Here is a 19,359-nt window from a genome sequence, read left to right on the forward strand (position 1 = left end):
ATCCTGGTCGGCCCAGAGGCCGCCATCGGGGGCAAGTCGAATCGTCGCACCGCCCCTCCCACATTGGATCGTGGAGCACCAGTAAGATAGCTACAGGCTGCCGGACCAGGTCAGGAGGCAATCCCCCTGCCACATTTTCAGTGCCCGCCTGGGGTCAGGCGATTTCAGCAACGACCGCCGCCAACGCCTTTGCCGGATCGGCCGCCTGGCTGATCGGACGGCCAATCACCAGATAATCCGAACCGGCATCCAGCGCCTGGCGCGGCGTCAGAATACGGCGCTGATCATCCTGGGCGCTGCCCGCCGGACGAATGCCCGGCGTGACCAGTTGCAACGACGGATGAGCCGTCTTGAGCGCCTGGGCTTCCAGCGCCGAACACACCAGGCCGTCCAGACCGGCTTTCTGCGCCAGGGCCGCCAGGCGCAGCACCTGCTCCTGCGGCTCGATATCCAGGCCGATACCGGCCAAGTCTTCGCGCTCCATACTGGTCAGCACAGTCACCCCGATCAACAGCGGTTTCGGCCCGCTGCGATGCTCCAGCACTTCACGGCAGGCACTCATCATGCGCAGGCCACCGGAGCAGTGCACGTTGACCATCCACACGCCCATCTCGGCCGCAGCCTTGACCGCCATGGCGGTGGTATTGGGGATATCGTGGAATTTCAGGTCGAGAAACACTTCGAAGCCCTTGTCACGCAGGGTGCCGACGATTTCCGCCGCGCAACTGGTGAACAGCTCCTTGCCGACCTTGACCCGGCAAAGCGCGGGGTCCAACTGGTCAGCCAGCTTCAGTGCGGCGTCACGGGTGGGGTAGTCCAGGGCGACGATGATAGGAGTCTGGCAGACGGACATTGGAATGGGCTCTCAGGCAAGTCGAAATCGACGCGGATTGTAGCGCAAGCGGCGCTGTTGCGGGATCCGATGATCGGTAAATACTGATTCTGCGTGGATTGGCCCAGGTTTGCGGCCATTGTTTCAAAGTCGATACATTCACGACATGCCCCCAACATGCCCCACCGCTAGCCTCGCCGCATGACCGACCGTCCAGCACTTCCAGCCATGGGGCTGGGCGCCTATGCTGACCGTAACAATCAGGCAGATGATCGCACTATGCATACTCCTTCCGTCCCGGTAAACGATGCGCACACAGGCGCGGTGATCGCCGACGACAAGCGCTGGAACACTCGCGCGCTGATCGTCGATGACGATGTGCCGATTCGTGAATTGCTGATCGATTACCTGGCGCGCTTCAATATTCTCGCCACGGGTGTGACCGACGGCGCGGCGATGCGCCAGGCCATGCAAGGCGAAACCTTCGATGTGGTGGTGCTCGACCTGATGCTGCCCGGCGAAGACGGCCTCACCCTGTGCCGCTGGCTGCGGGCGGAGTCGGACATTCCGATCCTGATGCTCACCGCCCGCTGCGAACCGACCGACCGGATCATCGGCCTGGAGCTGGGCGCCGACGACTATATGTCCAAGCCGTTCGAACCGCGCGAACTGGTGGCCCGTATCCAGACCATCCTGCGCCGGGTGCGCGATGATCGTACCGAGCAGCGCGCCAATATCCGCTTCGACAACTGGCGGCTCAACAGCGTGTTGCGCCAACTGGTGGCCGACAACGGCCTGGTGGTGCCACTGTCCAACGCCGAATTCCGCCTGCTGTGGGTGTTCATCGAACGCCCGCGCCGCGTATTGAGCCGCGAGCAATTGCTGGATGCCGCGCGCGGCCGGTCGATCGAAGCCTTTGACCGCAGCATCGACCTGCTGGTTTCGCGCCTTCGCCAGAAACTGGGAGACGACCCCAAGGCCCCGCAACTGATCAAGACCGTACGCGGCGAAGGCTACCTGTTCGACGCGCGGGATATCGGTTGATGCGCGCAACCTTCAATACGTTGTTCGGGCGGCTGTTCGGCGTGCTGCTGGTGGCCATCGTGCTCGCGCATCTGCTGGCGTTTTTCTGGTTCCATCATTACGGCCCACCACCGCCACCGGCGCAGGGCACCTTCGTCGAGCAGCCGGATGGCTCGATGAAGCCGCTGGTCAAGCCTCACCGTCCCTGGTTCGGTGGCCCGGTGGTGCCGCTGACGTTTCAATTCATCTCGCTGATTATCGCCGCGTGGTACGGCGCCAAGCTGCTGAGCCGGCCGATCCAGCGCCTGAGTGCGGCGGCCGAGCGTTTGAGTCTTGACCTCGACAGCCCGCCACTCGAAGAATCCGGGCCCCGCGAAGCACGCCAGGCCGCGTCGACCTTCAACCTGATGCAAAGGCGCATCCGCGAACAGGTCAGCCAGCGCGCGCGCATGCTCGGGGCGGTCTCCCATGACCTGCGCACGCCGCTGTCGCGGCTCAAGCTGCGCCTGGAACAGATCGAAGATACGCGGCTGCAAGGTCAGATGCGCCAGGACCTGGACGACATGATCGGCATGCTCGACGCCACCTTGAGCTATCTGCATGAACAACGCACCAGCGAGACCCGACACTGGCTCGACGTGCAGGCGCTGGTGGAATCGCTGAGCGAAAACGCCCAGGACCAAGGCAGCGATGTGCACGTGGGCGGCACCTGCGCGCCGTTGCAGGTGCAGCCCATGGCATTGCGTTCGTGCCTCAACAACCTGATCGACAATGCCCTGCGCTATGCAGGTTCAGCCCGTGTGGAACTGGCGGACAGCCGCGGGGCGCTGGTGATCCGGGTGATTGACCATGGCCCCGGCATCGCCGCCGACAAGCGCGAAGCGGTGTTCGAACCGTTCTTTCGCCTGGAGGGCTCACGCAACCGTAATTCCGGCGGCGTCGGCCTGGGCATGACGATCGCCAGGGAAGCGGTCGAGCGCCTCGGCGGCCACCTGAGCCTGGAAGACACGCCAGGCGGCGGATTGACCGCAGTGATGTGGCTGCCCAGGGCTTAAAGCGGCTTGTCTTCGCGCCGCGCCTGGGCCTGGGTCGCGCTCCAGTCCGTCAACAGGCTGTAGGCCACCGCGAGCAAGGTCGGGCCGATAAACAGGCCGATGAAACCGAACGCGATCAAGCCGCCGAACACGCCCAGCAACACGATCACCAGCGGCAGGTTGCCGCCACGGCTGATCAGGTATGGCTTGAGCACGTTGTCGACACCGCTGATGATGAAGGTGCCCCATACGCCCAGGAACACCGCGTAGGTGTAGTCGCCCTTCCACGCCAGCCAGGCCGTGGCCGGGATCCACACCAGCGGCGGGCCCATGGGAATCAGGCTGAGCAGGAACGTCACGCCGCCCAGCAGCAACGCACCGGGCACCCCGGCGATCAGGAAACCGATCAGCGCCAGCACCGCCTGGGCCGCAGCCGTGCCGATCACGCCGTTGACCACCCGTTGCACTGTACCGGCCACCAGTTCGATGTAATAACTGGCACGGTCGCCGATCAGGCGTTCGAGCAACCGATGCACGAACATCGCCAGGCGCGGCCCGTCGCGGTAGAAAAAGAACACAAAAACCAGGCTCAAGGTCAGTTCGAGGATACCGCCGCCAATCTGCGCACTGCGCGCCAGCAACCAGTTGCCGACCTGGCCGAGGTACGGCTTGATGCTGAGCATCAGCGCCGCGCCCTGTTGGTCGATGCTGTCCCATGTCGCCACCAGCCGCTCGCCGATAACCGGGATCGAGCCCAGCCAGCTCGGCGCATCGGGCAGGCCATCGACCTGGATATCCTTGATCAGCACGACGGCATCGCGCACATGGTCCGCCAGGTTGAACCCCAGCCACACCAGCGGCAGCGCTACCAGCAACATCCAGCCCAGCGTCAGGATACCGGCCGCCAGCGATTCGCGACCGCCCAGCCCGCGTGTCAGCAGTACCATCAGCGGCCAGCTCGCGAATGCCAGCACCGCGCCCCAGAACAGCGCCGACCAGAACGGCGCCATGACCCAGAAGCTGGCACCAAACAGCACCAGCAGCAGGATTTGCACCAGCAGGCGATCGTTATTGAGCATCGGTTATCTCGAAAAGAGTCGGTAGAAGAGAGCTTAGGCGAACGGCGCGGGTCCGTTCGCCCAGTGACGTTAGCGTATCAGACGCACGTGCAGGCCCTCGGCGTCACCCGGACTGTTTTCCAGGCGTGCGGCGCGCACACCGTTGTCGATCAGCCCCTGGCGCCAGGCTTCGGCATTGGGACCGGACAGGCTGACACGCAAGGTGGTGTCGAGGTTCAACGCCCTGGAGATCAACGTCAGCCACGTGTCGTCAGGCTCGGCACCGAGGGCGGGGAAGTCCAGTTCACCGGTGCTTTTCAACTCACGCAACAGCGTTGCCGAGGTGGGCAGAAGACTCCCCAGCGGCGTGCCGGCGTCCATCTGCTCGACATGCAGATAGGCGCGGCGATTGCCACGGGTGATGCCGTACAGCGCCACCAGCGTATTGTCCTGCGGAGCCGCCAGACGTAAAAGCAGGTATTCCTGCTGGCCGTCGGCCCCTACCAGCTTGGCATTGCCGAACACTTCGTTGGCCCACAGGCTGCTTTCGCCACAATCGCGGGCCTGGCACCAGAACAGCAGCTGCGCGCCCTTGGCCTGCAGGGCTTCGCGGGTGGCGGTAAAGGCGGCACTGGAGCTGTGTTCGGCAGGAAGTTCGTAGGTGATCGCGGTGGTTTGACCGCGTGCGGTGGCCTGGCCTTCGGAACGCAATTGGCCGCTGATCTTGCGGATCGCGCCCATGGGGTAGATGCGTTCGCGGTCTTCAGCGGGGCGATAGTCGACGATCTGCGCGTCCACCTGGCGGGCAATGGCCGGCAAGTCCTGGCTTCCCGGCACATCGGCGGCGAACACGAGCGGGCTGAAGCAGCACAGCCCAACGGCACGTAAACATCCTTTACCCAGGCTCATCGGATCACTGAGCCGTGGCCATGGAGGGTCGCAGCGGTTTGAAGATGGTGCATGGTTGACTCCCTTTCAATCCGCCCAGCCTCGGCAGTTGACCGCGTCAAGTCAAGGCGTGGAGAAGAACCGATTGAAACAGTCTGCAACAAGAACCGCACCGGGCTCGTCATTCAGGTGCAAATGATGACCACCCGGCAGCGTCGTCACGGTAAAGGGCAGCCGTGAAAGCAATTCGGGATGTTTCGCCACCATACCGTCAGCCGCCACCACCAACTGCGTAGGGCAACTCACTCGTCGTACGAAAGCCATGGCTTGTTCGTCGGTCAGGCGCATCGGTGATGCCAGGGTCAGGCGACTGTCGCTGCGCCAGGTATAGCCGCCCGGCACCGGCATCAAACCGCGCTGGGCCAGCAGTTCTGCGGCTTCGCGGCTGACCGCGACCACGCCATGCATGCGCGCCTCGACCGCCCGGTCCAGGCTGGCATACACCGGTTTGCGCTTGCCTTGCAGGCTCAGTTGCGCCTGCAAGGCCATGCCCAGCCGTTCGGCTGCGTTCTCGCCGCCGGCGGTCGGCGGGATCACGCCGTCGATCAATCCAAGATGCGTCACGCGCTCCGGTAACGCCCCGGCGAGCACCAGGGAGACGATGGCGCCCAGGGAATGGCCAAGTAATGCAAAACGTTGCCAGCCCAGTTGCTCGGCCACTTGCACTACATCGTGCACGTAATCCCACAAGGCATAACCGGCCCCCGCCGGACGATGGGCCGAGTGCCCGTGGCCGGCCATATCCAGCGCAACAATGCGTAAACCCTGGAGCTTGGGCGCCAGGCGCGCAAAGCTGTTGGCGTTGTCCAGCCAGCCATGCAGGGCAATGACCGGCAAACCGTCTTCAGGTCCAAATAGATGCGCGGCCAACTCGATATGCGGCAGGCTCAGGCGTACTTCTTCCACCGGCGTACTCATGCGCAGCTGCGCTCACGGGCCTGCCAGCGGGAAAACAGCTGTTTGATCAACATGGCGGTGTCCTGGGGTCGCTCGAGGGGGAACATATGGCCGCCGGGCATGGTGAGCATTTCACCCATGGGCAGGCGACCTACGCCGCTGGCATGATGGCGCATCACCACACGGCTCTGACGCCCGCGCACCACGGCCAGTGGCACTTTCAACTGGCGCACCTGGCCGGGGCTGGTGTGAGGCACGCCTCGATAGATGCTGATTTCAGTCGCCGGGTCGAAACGCAAGCGCAGGCGGTCGCCCATTTGCTGCAGGCCATGCTGCAGATACGCCTCAAAGCACTCGGGGTCGAAACTGCGAAACAGGGTCTTGCCGGCGAAGTAGGCACGCGCGGCGTCCAGGTCGCTGAATTCCTCGCGGCGGCCCAGGGTGCGTCCGGCCGGGGTCAGGCGGTCGATGAAGCCAAAGCGCTTGGCGGCGCGAATCACCCAGCGATCCGCGCGGGTCAGCACCGGCGAGTCCAGCATCACCACGCCACGGTACAGCTGCGGGCAGCGCATCGCGGCATGCAAATGCAACACTCCGCCCAGGGAATGGCCGACGCCCCATACCGGCTCCGGTTGCTGCTGCAGATGATGGATCAGTTCATCCACAAGGTTCTGCCAGTTGTCGTCCACCGGAAACCTGGGGTCATGGCCGTGCTGCGGCAGATGCGCCACTGCATACTCCGGGGCCAGTGCGTCGAACAATTTGCCGTAGGTGGCCGACGGAAAGCCATTGGCGTGGGCGAAAAATACAGGCTGCGACATACTGGCTCGCTCTACAGGAACAGACCTCGATTGTCACCATGCCCGGCCCCTACGGCAATGACCGTAACCGCCAGGAATGATGACACTCACGCCATGCCTATCGCGCCGGTGGCTGCTCGCCCAGCGGCACCACGGCCACGGTCAGGCGCGAAACGCAACTGGCCTTGCCCTCGTCATTGGTCAGGCGGATGTCCCACACTTGGGTCGTACGGCCGATGTGGATGGCCTTGGCCACCGCCGTTACTCGCCCGCTGCGCACGCCGCGCAGGTGGTTGGCGTTGACCTCCAGGCCCACGCAATAGAATTTGCTGGCATCGACGCACAGGTAGGCCGCCATGGAGCCGACGCTTTCGGCCAGCACCACGGAGGCGCCGCCATGCAGCAGGCCGTAGGGCTGATGGGTACGGTGGTCGACCACCATGCTGGCGGTGAGGGATTGGTCGTCGAAGCTTTCGAAGCGAATGTCCAGCAATTCACCGATGGTGTTTTTCTGACTCGCATTGAGGTGTTCGATATTCGGTTGCGTGCGCCACAGGCTCATAGGGATGTCCTTATTGGTTTTATTACGACCCTAATCCTGCCACAAAACAGCGCGCGCGCGCACAACCTGTCGATATCACCTACGGGTTTTTCACGCTGACCAGGCTCATCAGCCCGGCCAGCGGGAAATCCCCTTCCAATTCCGCCAGGCTGGCGGTGTGCATCGGTTCTGGCTGGCGCTGATGACCATGCTGCGCAACGCTGATCAGGCCACCCACCAATGGCTGATGGCTGACCAGCAGCACGTTGTCATCGCTGTCGAGTTTTTCCAGCACCAGCAGCGGGTTGCCCTCCGGCGTCAGCCACGGCACCGTGCGAATGTCCGGCTCAAAGCCCAGCGCCTCGCGCACCAGTTGCGCCGTCTGCTGCGCACGCACATAGGGGCTGGCGATAATGGCGCCGAGCGGCTGGCCGATCAGATGCGCAGCGCTGCGCAACACTTCGGCCCTGCCGTGCGCGGTCAGGTTGCGCTCGGGGTCGGTGCGAGCGTGTGCCTCGGCTTCACCGTGGCGCAGAATCCACAGCTTCATAGCTTGGGCTCTTCGTCACGCACCGGGTGCGGTGCCGGCGGCACGCTGTGAGCGGCTTCGCCTTCCGGTGCACGCGGGGTTGGCCAATCGGCGAACGGCCAGGGTTTTTGCTCGGTGTGGAAGCTGCCGAAGCGACCGATCTGCGCCAGGAACTGGCTGAGGCTGTCGCCGAAGTTCATCAGGCCCAGGTTCGGCGCGCCGTAGATCAGTCGGTAAATCAATTGCACAATCACCAACGCGCCGAGCAGGAACTGCGCCACCTGCCACACCAGGGCAAACACCAGCATCCACAGGATGCGCAGCACAATGGACTCATACTTGGGGGCTGCTTTGGAATCGTTCATGCCGCGTTCCTCAGTTGAAACCGCTGGTGGAAATAAAGTCGACATCGGTTTTCGGCTCGGCGCGCATCAGCAGCTCGATGACCTGGCTCAAGGTGCGTCCTTCGAACAGGATCGCGTGCAGCCCGGCCACCAGCGGCATATACACACCGACTTCCTGGGCCTTGGCTTTCAGCACTTTGAGGGTGTTGACCCCTTCGGCCACTTCGCCCAGGCGTGTCACCGCCTCTTCAAGGCTCAACCCCTGGCCCAGCGCGAAACCGACTTGATAGTTACGGCTCTTGGGCGACGAGCAGGTGACGATCAGATCGCCGACGCCCGCCAGGCCCAGGAACGTCATCGGGTTGGCGCCCTGATTCACGGCGAAACGGGTCATTTCGGCCAGGGCGCGGGTAATCAGCATGCTCTTGGTGTTTTCGCCCATCTCCAGGGCCACGGCCATGCCGGCGATGATGGCATAGACGTTCTTCAACGCACCGCCCAGCTCGACGCCAAAGCGATCGCCACTGGCGTAGACACGAAAGGTACGGCCATGCAGCACCGCCTGGACGCGCTCGCACAGCGCCTCATCCTCACTGGCGATCACCGTGGCGGTCAGCGCATGCTCGGCCACTTCCCGCGCCAGGTTCGGCCCGGACAGCACGCCGATGCGCGCCTGGGGTGCGATCTCTGCGAGGATTTCGCTCATCAGCTTGAACGTCTGCGCCTCGATGCCCTTGGTCAGGCTGACCAGCAGCTTGCCCGCCAGACGTTCGGCGTGGGGCGCCAGCACCGAGCGCAAGGCGCTGGAGGGCAGCGCGACAAAGCACAGGTCGCAGTCGGCAAGGGTTGCCAGCAGATCGGTCACGGGCTCGACCGCCGGATGAATCTTGATGCCTTTGAGGTAACGCGGGTTTTCGCGGTGCACGCGAATGGCCTCGGCCTGCTCGGGATCGCGCATCCACTGGCGTACCGCGTGGCCATTTTCAGCCAGCAGGTTAGCCACGGCGGTACCAAAACTTCCGCCTCCCAGGACCGCAATAGGGCGCTGTTCAGTCATATGCAATCCGTTAATCCATACCAGTGGCGATGGCGGCATTATACGGGGCGACCCGCTTGCGGCCAGCCCCCGTGTGAATTCGTGCGCCTGTCGGAAAATGCCACACTTGAGTGAAGTAATTGCAAGTCTCACGACTGGCAAAATGCCTGACCTCAGTTAACATGGGCGGCTATCCGCAATTATCAAGGCCGTGCCGTGTATCCGGGCCCTCCTCTCCGCTCATCCCTGCCATTGATGCTGCCCCTGGTGCTTGCGTGCAGCGCCAGTGCGTCGGCAGACGACCTGTTTCTCGACAGCCAGCCGCTGCCGCAGGTATTGACCGCCACCCGTCTAAAGCAATCGGCCGCCGCCGTTCCCGGCAGCATGACCGTGATCGACAGCGAATTGATCAAGGCCAGCGGCGCGCGTGACATTGCCGAGCTGTTACGCCTGGTGCCCGGGATGATGGTCGGCTACACCACCGGCAATCAGGCTGCGGTGAACTACCACGGCACCAGCGCCAGCGATGCACGGCGCATGCAGGTATTGATCGACGGGCGCTCGGTGTATCGCGCAGGCCTGGCCACGGTGGACTGGAGCGATATTCCGGTCGCCATGGAAGACATTGAGCGTATCGAGGTGTTTCGTGGCCCCAATACCGTCAGCTACGGCGCCAATGCGCTGATGGCGGTGGTCAATATCCTCACCCGCTCACCGGCCAACAGCCAGGGCACGCGGGTAAAGGTCATCCGGGGTGAACGCGGGATCAACGATGTCTATGCCAGCCAGGGCGTGGGCTGGGAAACCGGCGATCTGCGCCTGTCGCTGTCAGGGCAGCAGGACGATGGTTTCGACCGCGATGCCGTCGGCGCCGACCGCCGCGACAGCCGCCGCCTCAACCGTTTCAGCCTGGCCGTCAGCCAGACGTTGAATGCGCAACAGAGCATCGACTGGCAACTGAATGCCAAGGAGGGGACCAATCAGCGCCCCTACACCTACACTCCGGTATTCGCCGGGATTACCGAGGGCGGTACCAATTCCGACGTCAACGCCAGGGACTACGCCGGTTCGATGCGCTGGAACTTCGACTTCAACCCCGAACACAGCCTGTATATCCAGGGGTCGGCCCAGCAATGGGACCGTCGGCAGATCTGGAAAGCCTGTGACGCCAAGGTCTCGTTCAGCCCTGAATTGACCCGGTTGTGGCAGCTCAACCCCAACTACGCCGAACGGCTGGCGCGACACATGGATACCTTCAGCCAGGGCAGCGCCCCGCCCGGCAACGCTGCTGAACAGGCGCTGGGCAACCAGGTACTGGACCAGTGGCGCAACGGCGCCAACCAGAGCGTGTGCGGCGATATCGACCAAAGTGCCACGGAAAGCCGCTACGACGTGGAGCTGCAAGACACCCTCAGCCTCTCCGACAGCCTGCGCCTGGTCAGCGGGATGAATTACCGCTACGACCGCGCCGACTCCGACACCTACTTCAACGGGACGCTGGACGACACCACCTGGCGCCTGTTCGGTCACCTGGAATGGCGGGCCAGCGAACACTGGCTGCTGCAAGGCGGCGCGATGTACGAAGACACCCACTTGAGCGGCAACTCGCTGACGCCGCGCGTGGCGGTCAACTACCTGATCAACCCGCGCCACGGCCTGCGGGCGGTGTACTCCGAGGCGATCCGTTCGCCGGACATGTTCGAGAACAACGTCAACTGGAGCTACCGCGTCACCAACCTCAGCTCGCCGGTCTACGGGCAGAATTCCGGGCAATATTTTGTGGTGACACGCGGCCCCGGCAATCTTGATAAAGAGTTGATGCGCTCGCGCGAACTGGGCTACAACGGCTTCTTTGCCGACCTCGAATTGAATGTCGATGTGAAGCTCTTCTACGACGAAATCACCGACATGATCAGTTCGCCGTTGCGCAACAATCAATACATCGCCAGCAACGCCAACAGCTCGCGCTTTACCGGTGCCGAATCACAGTTCGACTGGCGCGTCAGCGACGCCGACCGCCTGCGCCTGACCTATGCTTACGTCGATGCGAGCGCCAGCAACCCGCTGGACAAGACGCAGACCGCACGCAACAGCGGCTCGGCCGGCTGGTTGCGTGAATGGGGCCACGGCTGGTCGAGTGCCTTGTTCTATTACGGCGACGACGCACTCAACGAGTATCGCTTCGAACGGGTCGACCTGCGGGTGGCCAAGCGTATTGCCCTGGGCAAGACCAATGTGGAGCTGGCCGGCATGCTGCAACAACGCCTCGACAACCAGCCGACCACCTGGCCCGACAACAATTACGACCATCGCCATGTGCTCTATTTCAGCGCGCAGCTAGAGTTCTGACATGGGCGATCAGTCACGGATGACCCTCCCTCTTGTTTCACGGCTGTGGCGGCGCGCCTTGCTGCTGGTGTGCGTGCTGTTCACCCCCCCGGTGTGGAGCGCCGATATCTTGCTGACCGCCGCCGAGGACAGTGCCGGTGTCCAGGGGTTTACCCAGGCCCTCGCCCGGCAGCGCCCCGAAGACCATGTCACCTTCACCCTGCTTGCAGATTTGCCGGCGCCGAGCCAGTTGCCCGCCACTACCCGCCTGATCCTGCTGGACCTGCCCGGCCTCGACTGGCGCTTGCAGGATAACCTGGGGCCACCGACCCTGGTGCTGCGCATCAGCCGCCTGCAAGCTCACCAGCGCCTGGGCAGCGCGCGCCCGGCCAGAATCAGCCTGCTGTGGAGCGACCCGCCGCTGGCGCGCCAGTTGCGCCTGATCGCCAGCATCCTGCCCCAGGCCCGGCGGATCGGCGTGCTTTACGGCGCCGACAGCCAATTCCTGCTGCCTGAGCTTGACCGGTACGCCGCGCCACTGGGCCTGGAAATCGTGCGCCAACGCTGGGACAACACCAACGACAGCCGCACCCTGCAAACCCTGTTCAAGAACAGTGACGTGCTGCTGGGCCTGGACGACCCGCAACTGTACAACCCGAAAACCGCCAAGAACCTGTTACTGAGCAGCTATGCCCAGCAATTGCCGCTGATAGGGCCCAATGCCGGGTTTGTCCGGGCAGGCAGCCTGGCCAGCACCTACAGCGACCAGTCCGACTGGCTCGCCGTACTTGATCGCCTGCTCGACCACCCGCCGGCCAACTGGCCGCGCACGCTGTACCCGCAACACTTCAAAGTGGTAGGCAACCCGCAAGTCGCACGCTCACTGGGCATCGAACAGGTCGACGAAGCTGCCGTCGCCGCCCGCCTGGCCGAAGGAGATGAACGCCCATGACCTTGCGCCGTCGCTGGGACATCAACACCCGCACCCAACTCATCACCCTGGGGCCTGCGCTGCTGCTGACCTTACTGTTGATCAGCTTCTTTACCTTCGTGCGTATTCAGGACTTGCGCCAGGAGCTGGACCACACCGGCCAGTTGATCGCCAACCAACTGGCGCCTGCCACCGAATACGGCGTTATTTCCGGCAACAACGATGTGCTCGACGCCTTGCTGCGGGCGACGCTGGCCACGCCCCACGTGCGCTTCCTGGAGATCCAGGACAGCGCCGAGAACATTCTGGTGTACGTCGAGCAGCCGTCGGAGAAGCACGACCGTTCACTCTCGGTAAAAGTGTTCCAGGCGCCGATCCGCCTGCAGCATATCCAGCTGGGCAATGATTTCTTCCAGGACAACCTCAACGAACCCAAGGCGCCGCGAGCGGACTACCTGGGCCGGGTGATTGTCGGTATGTCCAATGACGCGTTCAGTCAGCGCCAGCAGGAAATCCTGTTCAAGGCCGGCATTCTGGCGCTGTTCGCCCTGCTGTTTACCTTCCTGCTGGCGCGACGCCTGGCCGCCAGCCTGTCGCAACCGATCAGCGCCATGGGGCATGCGGTGAAGGCCATCCAGCAGGGCGACTACAAGACGCCGCTGCCGATTGTCGACGACTCCGAACTGGGCGACCTGGCACGGCACATCAATAACCTGGCCGCGGGCCTCAATCAGGCCAGCCGCGAACAGCAGCAGGCCATGGCGCAGTTGATCCAGACCCGCGAGGAAGCCGAGCGGGCGAACAATGCCAAGTCCGAATTCCTGGCGATGATGAGCCATGAGCTGCGCACGCCGATGAACGGTGTGCTGGGCATGCTGCAACTGCTGGAAACCACCGAGATGACCGAAGAGCAGGCCGAATACGCGGCGCTGGCCTCCGAGTCCACCGAGCACCTGCTCAAAGTCATCAACGACATCCTCGACTTCTCGCGCATCGAACGGGCCGCGCTGGAGCTGGAACATATTGCCTTCAACCTGGCCGACCTGATCAGCAGTTGCGCCCAAGCGTTCCAGCACAGCGCGCAGCAGCGTGAGCTGGCCCTGGAGCTGTCGATTCCCTCGGGCATGGAGGCCCTGCGGGTGTGCGGTGACCCGACCCGTATCCGGCAGATCCTGGTGAACCTGATCGGCAACGCCTTGAAGTTCACCGAGCACGGTACCGTGCACGTGGAGGCCCACTGGCAAACCCTGGACCATGAACTGGTGTGGTTCACCTGCACCGTGCGCGACAGCGGTATCGGCATTTGCGCCGAGCGTCTGGAACTGATGTTCGATGCGTTCCAGCAGGCCGACAGCTCCATTTCAAGACGGTACGGAGGCACCGGCCTCGGCCTGCCGATCGCCCGCACCCTGGCCGAACGCATGGGCGGCACCCTGCGCGCCCAAAGCGAAGAGGGCCGGGGCTCGGTGTTCACCCTGGAAATTCCGTTGGCCATCGATCAGCAAAGCCTGCCTGCCATCGCCCCGGACGCCGTGGGCAAGACCAGTGCCGGCGACGGGCGGCACATACTGCTGGTGGAAGACAACCCGGTTAACCGCACCGTGGTCGAAGCCATGCTGCGCAGCCTGGGTTTTGAGGTCAGCCTGGCCACCGATGGCGCCGAGGCGATCCGCAGCGCCGAAAGCCTGATCTTTACCGCGATCCTGATGGACTGCCGCCTGCCATTGATCGACGGCTACGAGGCCACCCGGCAAATTCGCCGACTGCCGGGCTGCGCCGATTTACCGATTATCGCCCTGACCGCCAACGCCTTGCAGGGCGACCGCGAAGCCTGTCTTGCAGCCGGAATGAACGATTACCTGGCCAAACCGTTCAAACGCACGGATTTGCAGCAAATCCTCCAGCGCTGGGTGCACTAGCAGTCGTGGCTAAGCCAACTCCGACTGGCGTGGAGGACGAAAGTGCGGCAGTCTTAGGCACCCGAACGGGCCGATAAACAGGTCCGGTTTAACATTTCAGTGAACAAGTGTACATTGAGTACCTTGACGCTGTGACTTTCACTACAACGCAATAGTCTATGTGTAGGCTGCCGCTATGAGGCATGAACGCTTCATCCGGTTCGGGAAGATTTGCCCTACCCTGCCGCATGGGATTATTGAGGAGCTCGCATGACCAAACAAAACGCCTTTACCCGGGAAGACCTGCTGCGCTGCAGTCGCGGTGAGCTGTTCGGCCCAGGTAACGCGCAACTGCCCGCCCCGAACATGCTGATGGTGGATCGCATCACCCATATCAGCGAAGAAGGTGGCAAGTACGGCAAAGGTGAATTGGTCGCCGAGCTGGATATCACCCCTGATCTGTGGTTCTTTGCCTGCCACTTCGAAGGCGATCCGGTGATGCCGGGCTGCCTGGGCCTTGATGCCATGTGGCAACTCGTCGGCTTCTACCTGGGCTGGCAAGGCCTGCCGGGCCGCGGTCGCGCCCTGGGTTCGGGCGAAGTGAAGTTCTTTGGCCAGGTCCTGCCGACCGCCAAGAAAGTCACCTACAACATTCAAATCAAGCGCGTCCTCAAGGGCAAGCTGAACCTGGCCATCGCCGACGGTTCGGTGACTGTCGACGGTCGCGAGATCTATACTGCCGAAGGCCTTCGGGTCGGCGTATTCACTTCCACTGACAACTTTTAAGGGTTATCCGCATGCGCCGCGTCGTTATCACTGGTCTGGGCATCGTTTCTTGCCTGGGCAATGACAAAGAGACCGTCACCGCTAACCTGCGTGCAAGTCGCCCTGGCATCCGTTTCAACCCGGAATATGCCGAAATGGGTCTGCGTAGCCAGGTTTCCGGCTCCATTGACCTGCCCCTCGAAGAACTGATCGATCGCAAGATCTATCGCTTCGTCGGCCACGCTGCCGCCTACGCCTACCTGGCCATGAAAGACGCAATCGCCGACTCCGGCCTGAGCGAAGACCAGGTGTCGAACGTACGTACCGGCCTGATCGCCGGCTCCGGCGGCGCATCCACCCTGAACCAGATGGAAGCGTTGGACATCCTGCGCGAAAAAGGCGTGAAACGCGTTGGCCCGTACCGTGTAACGCGGACCATGGGCAGCACCGTTTCGGCGTGCCTGGCCACGCCGTTCGCGATCAAGGGTGTGAACTACTCGATCTCCTCCGCCTGCGCCACCAGCGCCCATTGCATCGGGACTGCCGTTGAGCAGATCCAGTTGGGCAAGCAGGACATCGTATTCGCCGGCGGCGGTGAAGAAGAACACTGGAGCCAGTCGTTCCTGTTCGACGCCATGGGCGCGCTGTCCACCCAGTACAACGAAACCCCGGAAAAGGCCTCCCGTGCCTACGACGCCAAGCGTGACGGTTTCGTCATCGCCGGCGGCGGCGGCATGGTGGTGGTCGAGGAGCTGGAACACGCTCTGGCCCGTGGCGCGAAGATCTACGCGGAAATCGTTGGCTACGGCGCGACGTCCGACGGCTACGACATGGTTGCGCCAAGCGGTGAAGGCGCCATCCGTTGCATGCAGATGGCCATGTCCACCGTGGATACCCCGATCGACTACCTGAACACCCACGGCACTTCGACTCCGGTCGGCGATGCCAAGGAGATGGAAGGCGTGCGTGCGGTATTCGGTGACAACGCGCCGAAAATCAGCTCCACCAAGAGCCTGTCGGGTCACTCCCTGGGCGCCGCCGGCGTTCACGAAGCGATCTACTGCCTGCTGATGATGGAAGGCAACTTCATGGCCGGCTCGGCCAACATCGACGAGATCGACCCGGTCGTCGCCGATATGCCGATCCTGACCAAGACCGTTGAAGATGTGAAAATCGACACCGTGATGAGCAACAGCTTCGGCTTTGGTGGCACCAACGCCACCCTGGTGCTGAAACGCTGGCAGGGTAAGTAAGGCCTGGCGCTTGAGCGATGAAAAGCCCCGACTGGTTCGGGGCTTTTTTATGGGCGATTGAATGAGACCGAGTCACGTGCATCGGGGCAAGTCGAGCCGGCGCACCGCGCCTCTCACATTTGGCCGAGCTGGCCTGGAGAATGCGGTCGAATGTGGGAGGGGGCTTGCCCCCGATGGCGGCCTCTGGACCGACCAGGATGCCGGATCAGACCGAATACATATCCGTTTCTGCGGTAACGGCTGCTTAGGGTTCCGCCCTTACGGCGACTCACTTTTGAAAAGCGCAAAAGTAAGCAAAACGCTCTTGCCCCACCACTCGGCACCTCGCCTCGGCTCGGTGTGCCCGAACGCAGGCTTGAATCCGTGGGCCGCCGCCACGCGCCATCCATGGCGCGGGGCGGCTAACCCGGCGTCCTGCCGGGTTACCCACGGATTCAAGCCTGCGTTCGGCCAGCGTGGTTTAACGGGGCGCCTAAGATCAAAAGCAGATCAAGATCAAGAGCAGCTCGCTTCGCATCGTGGTTTGCGTTGGGTGTTACACAGTTTTGAAGATACCTATGCGCGATAGGATCACCTCAATTACACAACACTAAAACCCGACCTCAATGCGCGCCCTCATTGCGGGTCGACTTGGGCAGGATGGCCAGAAAGTTATCCCGCGCGACCTTGTGGGCAACGTCTTCAGGTAATGCGTCGAGGAAAGGGTCAAAACCGCGCATTTCCTTACCCAGCTTGTTGAAACGCCCTACCACGTCAGAGCCCAGCATGAAGCGATCAGGGAAGCGCTCCACCAGTTTGACCCACTCCGGCCTGGGCTTGCCCACGTCATCCAGCAGGTAGGGCGTGAGCACGCTCCAGGACAGGTCGATATACAGGTTGGGGTAAGCCTCGAGCAGGCGGCTCAGGGTTGGCAGCAGGAAATCCATTTGCACCTGATGACGGTGAATCTCCTTGCTGGTACCGGCGTGGGCCCAGATGAAGCGTGTGTGCGGGTGGTTGCGCAACGGCTGCTCGACTTCGGCCAGGTACAACGGGTTGCGCTCGCGCTTGGAGGTGATGTTGGAGTGCAGCATCACCGGCAGGTCGTTCTCCGCCGCCAAGTGATAGATGCGCGTCATGGCCTCGTTGTTGGCGCGCGGCGTATCACCCGAGGTCAGCGCGGTGAGATCGTCGTGGCGGGTAAACACTTCGCCAATGCCCTGCCACAGCCCTGGGTTGAGGTCGAGCATGCGCTGGATGTGGGCGGCAGAGTTTTTGTCGTTGGGATTGAAACCGGCCAGGAACGGATGAAAGTGCTGGCGCTGTTCCGGGGCGAGCTTATTGACCGCAGCGGCGACGATCACATCGGTGGCGCTGTACCAGTAGGCATCGGCATCGTCGCCCGCGTAATAGCGCGGGCGCTTGGGTTCGTCCTCGTGCCATTTCTTGGCCACGGGAATGCCGGAAATCATCACATGCTCGATGCGATTTTCCGTCATGGCCTTGAGCAGCTTGTCCATGCCCGCAGTTTCCTGGAAAAAGTCTACGTAATGCAGGTGGGCGTCGCTGTAGGCATAGTCGCGGGCCTGCACGGCAAGACTGCTGGCGGCGAGCATCAGGGCAAAACTCACACGGGTCCAGAGCACGGTGATACCTCGATAGGAACTGATACGGGTAGACCCTGCCCCGCGCATCAGGGTTCAGCAAGGACAAAAACCTGGAACCCCCAGGTGCCGGCATGCTCTATTACTGCATGACCGTCATCCAAACCTTGTGAGGTTCGCCATGCCTGTTACCGTCAATACGCTGAACGCCGAAAATTTCCGTCACAGCGTCGCTATTAACAACCACGAGCTGTTTACCGACCTGCCCAAGAGCCTGGGCGGTGACGACTCCGCCCCCTCTCCTCACGACTATTTCGATGCCGCGCTGGCGTCGTGCAAAGCCTTGACCGTCAGGCTCTACGCACAGAAGAAAGACATTCCGCTCACCGGCGTAACGGTAGAAGTTACCCACGACGCCGCCGAAGAGCAAAAAGGTAAATACACGCTCAACGTCAAGTTGACCCTCAAAGGCGTGCTCACCGACGCTCAGCGTGATGAGCTGCACCGCGTCGCCGACAAGTGCCCGGTACACAAACTGATGACCACGGCCGAAGTCAGCATTGAGACAACACTTTCGGAAGGCGCCTTCAGCCAGTAACGCGAACTTCCGGTCGAGCAGGCGCGGCAATGATGGGCGGCTGGGGATCGGCTCACTGTGCAGCGGGAGTCAGAAAGAATTGAGTTGCCTGTGAAATAGCCATCGGGGGCAAGCCCCCTCCCACATTGTGAATACATCCAAAATGTGGGAGGGGGCTTGCCCCCGATGAGGCCCGAACAGGCGCTGAAGAATCAGCCCTTGAACACTTCATCCAGCAAGTTGTGCATCGACTGGAACGCCCGCGCAGCAGTCTTGGCGTCGTACATCATCTTGCCCGGCACATTGGCATGGGGGTCCGTGAAGGAATGCACGGCGCCACCGTAGCTGAGCAGCTGCCAATCCACACCTGCTGCGTTCATTTCATCTTCGAACGCCGGCAGTTGTTCTTTCGGTACCAGAGGGTCGGAGGCGCCATGCAGCACCAGCACTGAACCCTTGATGTTCTTCGCATCCGCCGGGTTCGGCGTGTCGAGGGTACCGTGGAACGAGATAGCCGCTTTCACCGGCGCACCGGTACGGGCCAATTCCAGGGAGCAGCAGCCACCGAAGCAGAAACCGAAGGTCGCCAGTTTCGACGTATCCACCGCTGCCTCGGTCTGGCCTTGCAGTTGTTCAAAGGCCGCGTGCATACGCTTGTTCAACAACGCACGATCATTTTTCAACGGCATCATCGCCGCGCCAGCTTCATCGCCATTGGTCGGCCGCACCGTTTGCCCATACAAGTCGGCAATCAGCACCACGTAGCCTTTGCCGGCAACGCTCTTGGCGATTTCTTCGGCGCCCGCGCTCACGCCCATCCAGTTCGGCGCCATCAGCAGCCCCGGCAGCGGGCCCTGGTGGCTGGCATCGAACGCCAGACGACTTTCATAAGACTGGCCATCAATCTGATAGACCACGGAACGTACTGTGACTTGGCTCATCATTTTCTCCAGTTGGGAGGGATTGAACGAAAAAACCCGCC

At 62.5% G+C, this 19,359-nt stretch carries 19 protein-coding genes; 8 read left to right on the plus strand and 11 right to left on the minus strand.

The window, feature by feature from the left end:
• Positions 1-154: 154 nt before the first annotated feature.
• Positions 155-853 (minus strand): orotidine-5'-phosphate decarboxylase, encoded by a 699-nt coding sequence (gene pyrF / locus BFP90_RS07080; protein WP_065896337.1) that lies wholly within the window; start codon positions 851-853, stop codon positions 155-157.
• 258 nt (positions 854-1,111) lie between these two features.
• Here pyrF and BFP90_RS07085 point away from each other — a divergent pair, with 258 nt between their 5' ends.
• Both BFP90_RS07085 and BFP90_RS07090 read left to right on the plus strand, forming a co-directional pair.
• A complete protein-coding gene (locus tag BFP90_RS07085) occupies positions 1,112-1,876 on the plus strand; it encodes a response regulator (RefSeq protein WP_065894814.1) in 765 nt (254 codons plus the stop codon).
• Complete coding sequence (locus BFP90_RS07090; protein ID WP_065896338.1) at positions 1,876-2,910, plus strand: sensor histidine kinase; 1,035 nt, start codon at positions 1,876-1,878, stop codon at positions 2,908-2,910. Before BFP90_RS07085 ends, BFP90_RS07090 begins: the two co-directional genes overlap by 1 nt.
• Here BFP90_RS07090 and BFP90_RS07095 read toward each other — a convergent pair.
• The 8 genes from BFP90_RS07095 to BFP90_RS07130 form a co-directional block, all read right to left on the minus strand.
• On the minus strand, positions 2,907-3,968 hold the full coding sequence (locus BFP90_RS07095; protein WP_065884272.1) for an AI-2E family transporter: 1,062 nt from the start codon (positions 3,966-3,968) through the stop codon (positions 2,907-2,909). The two genes, BFP90_RS07090 and BFP90_RS07095, sit on opposite strands and share 4 nt — an antisense overlap.
• Before the next feature lie 69 nt (positions 3,969-4,037).
• The gene (locus BFP90_RS07100; protein ID WP_065896339.1) at positions 4,038-4,856 is read right to left on the minus strand and encodes a DUF4892 domain-containing protein; all 819 of its coding nucleotides are present in this window, start codon (positions 4,854-4,856) and stop codon (positions 4,038-4,040) included.
• A 102-nt stretch (positions 4,857-4,958) separates the two neighbouring features.
• Positions 4,959-5,813, minus strand: a complete 855-nt coding sequence (locus BFP90_RS07105) for an alpha/beta hydrolase (protein WP_065894800.1) — start codon at positions 5,811-5,813, stop codon at positions 4,959-4,961.
• Positions 5,810-6,613, minus strand: a complete 804-nt coding sequence (locus BFP90_RS07110) for an alpha/beta fold hydrolase (protein WP_065896340.1) — start codon at positions 6,611-6,613, stop codon at positions 5,810-5,812. Before BFP90_RS07110 ends, BFP90_RS07105 begins: the two co-directional genes overlap by 4 nt.
• A gap of 97 nt (positions 6,614-6,710) precedes the next feature.
• Entirely contained in the window at positions 6,711-7,154 is a 444-nt protein-coding gene (locus tag BFP90_RS07115; RefSeq protein ID WP_065894798.1) for a hotdog fold thioesterase, read from the minus strand.
• Between the two features lie 79 nt (positions 7,155-7,233).
• On the minus strand, positions 7,234-7,683 hold the full coding sequence (gene sixA, locus BFP90_RS07120) for a phosphohistidine phosphatase SixA (RefSeq protein WP_065894797.1): 450 nt from the start codon (positions 7,681-7,683) through the stop codon (positions 7,234-7,236).
• Positions 7,680-8,027 (minus strand): DUF4389 domain-containing protein, encoded by a 348-nt coding sequence (locus BFP90_RS07125; protein ID WP_065896341.1) that lies wholly within the window; start codon positions 8,025-8,027, stop codon positions 7,680-7,682. The genes sixA and BFP90_RS07125 overlap by 4 nt, the downstream gene beginning before the upstream one ends.
• Positions 8,028-8,037: 10 nt before the next feature.
• On the minus strand, positions 8,038-9,063 hold the full coding sequence (locus BFP90_RS07130; protein ID WP_065884257.1) for an NAD(P)H-dependent glycerol-3-phosphate dehydrogenase: 1,026 nt from the start codon (positions 9,061-9,063) through the stop codon (positions 8,038-8,040).
• 195 nt (positions 9,064-9,258) lie between these two features.
• Here BFP90_RS07130 and BFP90_RS07135 point away from each other — a divergent pair, with 195 nt between their 5' ends.
• From BFP90_RS07135 to fabB, 5 genes are all read left to right on the plus strand, one after another.
• On the plus strand, positions 9,259-11,391 hold the full coding sequence (locus tag BFP90_RS07135; protein ID WP_083203179.1) for a TonB-dependent receptor plug domain-containing protein: 2,133 nt from the start codon (positions 9,259-9,261) through the stop codon (positions 11,389-11,391).
• A 1-nt stretch (position 11,392) separates the two neighbouring features.
• Entirely contained in the window at positions 11,393-12,322 is a 930-nt protein-coding gene (locus BFP90_RS07140) for an ABC transporter substrate-binding protein (protein ID WP_065896343.1), read from the plus strand.
• Entirely contained in the window at positions 12,319-14,220 is a 1,902-nt protein-coding gene (locus BFP90_RS07145) for an ATP-binding protein (RefSeq protein ID WP_065896344.1), read from the plus strand. Before BFP90_RS07140 ends, BFP90_RS07145 begins: the two co-directional genes overlap by 4 nt.
• Before the next feature lie 249 nt (positions 14,221-14,469).
• On the plus strand, positions 14,470-14,985 hold the full coding sequence (gene fabA / locus BFP90_RS07150) for a 3-hydroxyacyl-[acyl-carrier-protein] dehydratase FabA (protein WP_003210552.1): 516 nt from the start codon (positions 14,470-14,472) through the stop codon (positions 14,983-14,985).
• An 11-nt stretch (positions 14,986-14,996) separates the two neighbouring features.
• Positions 14,997-16,217, plus strand: a complete 1,221-nt coding sequence (gene fabB, locus BFP90_RS07155) for a beta-ketoacyl-ACP synthase I (RefSeq protein ID WP_065884250.1) — start codon at positions 14,997-14,999, stop codon at positions 16,215-16,217.
• A gap of 602 nt (positions 16,218-16,819) precedes the next feature.
• On the opposite strand, the gene BFP90_RS07160 is transcribed toward fabB, so the two are convergent.
• On the minus strand, positions 16,820-17,812 hold the full coding sequence (locus tag BFP90_RS07160; protein WP_065896350.1) for an amidohydrolase family protein: 993 nt from the start codon (positions 17,810-17,812) through the stop codon (positions 16,820-16,822).
• A gap of 169 nt (positions 17,813-17,981) precedes the next feature.
• On the opposite strand from BFP90_RS07160, the gene BFP90_RS07165 reads away from it, so the two are divergent.
• Positions 17,982-18,398 (plus strand): OsmC family protein, encoded by a 417-nt coding sequence (locus BFP90_RS07165; protein WP_065884248.1) that lies wholly within the window; start codon positions 17,982-17,984, stop codon positions 18,396-18,398.
• Positions 18,399-18,589: 191 nt separating this feature from the next.
• Here the strand turns inward: BFP90_RS07165 and BFP90_RS07170 are convergent, their stop codons facing one another.
• The gene (locus BFP90_RS07170) at positions 18,590-19,318 is read right to left on the minus strand and encodes a dienelactone hydrolase family protein (protein ID WP_065894792.1); all 729 of its coding nucleotides are present in this window, start codon (positions 19,316-19,318) and stop codon (positions 18,590-18,592) included.
• Positions 19,319-19,359 lie beyond the last annotated feature (41 nt).

This window comes from Pseudomonas sp. 24 E 13 (genome assembly GCF_900004715.1).
Taxonomy (GTDB): Bacteria; Pseudomonadota; Gammaproteobacteria; order Pseudomonadales; family Pseudomonadaceae; genus Aquipseudomonas; species Aquipseudomonas orientalis_A.